The following is a 598-nucleotide window of genomic DNA, read 5'->3' on the forward strand; positions in this document are numbered from 1 at the left end:
GACGCATGTCATCACCACAGATAGCGGATGCTTTGAGCCTGACGGTGAAGCAGGTGTCAGCAGCAATCTGCGAAATGGCAAAGGCAGGCGAAATCAAATTCACCGGGCGCACCGGCCATCGGATTTACCACCTGTCCGGCCTGAAGCGTAAGGCTGCGGTTAAGCGCCAGTCAGTGAATGTTATTTGCCAGGAGTGCCGCAACAGTCCGGCGATGAGAAGGGTATTGATGGTTTGGGGGAGGGTAGGGGTATGAAACTGAAAATGCACACGCCGGACGGATCGGTGATTGTCGAAAGTAACCTTGTAACGCAGTTCTACCCTGATTTCGAAAGCGGCGGCGAGCTGACCACCATCGAAACGGTATCGGCCACAGGAGAAACTTTCTCGGTGAAAGTAAAGCACTCGTTTATGCAGGTGACTGGAGCACTGGCTACAGCCTGGAGCGTTGACGAGAAGAAAGCAACAAGGGGCGCCCAATGAGCAACATCGACAAACGAGCATTACGTGAAGCGGCGGAAAAGGCGCTACCGGCAATGAAGCGTCTGCTTATGATGCCGAATGATGAGTTGTTTGATGAGGCGCTGCTAAACGTCGATG

Annotated in this window: 3 protein-coding genes; all 3 read left to right on the forward strand. The window is 53.5% G+C overall.

The window, feature by feature from the left end:
* The first annotated feature begins 5 nt into the window (after positions 1-5).
* Positions 6-254, forward strand: coding sequence for a transcriptional regulator (locus tag ACWWFX_RS25430; protein WP_473225120.1), 249 nt, complete (start codon positions 6-8; stop codon positions 252-254).
* Positions 251-481 (forward strand): hypothetical protein, encoded by a 231-nt coding sequence (locus tag ACWWFX_RS25435; RefSeq protein ID WP_045343402.1) that lies wholly within the window; start codon positions 251-253, stop codon positions 479-481. The genes ACWWFX_RS25430 and ACWWFX_RS25435 overlap by 4 nt, the downstream gene beginning before the upstream one ends.
* Positions 478-598 (forward strand): ead/Ea22-like family protein (locus ACWWFX_RS25440; RefSeq protein WP_473225111.1); only part of this gene is annotated, 121 nt, incomplete at its 3' end. The genes ACWWFX_RS25435 and ACWWFX_RS25440, both read left to right, overlap by 4 nt.

The sequence above is a fragment of the Pseudocitrobacter sp. 2023LY-00077 genome, assembly GCF_055796175.1.

What these genes read in the sequence shown, in the direction of transcription:
- ACWWFX_RS25430 (WP_473225120.1), top strand. Translation starts at nt 6, where the DNA reads ATGTCATCACCACAGATAGCGGATGCTTTGAGCCTGACGGTGAAGCAG.
- ACWWFX_RS25435 (WP_045343402.1), top strand. Translation starts at nt 251, where the DNA reads ATGAAACTGAAAATGCACACGCCGGACGGATCGGTGATTGTCGAAAGT.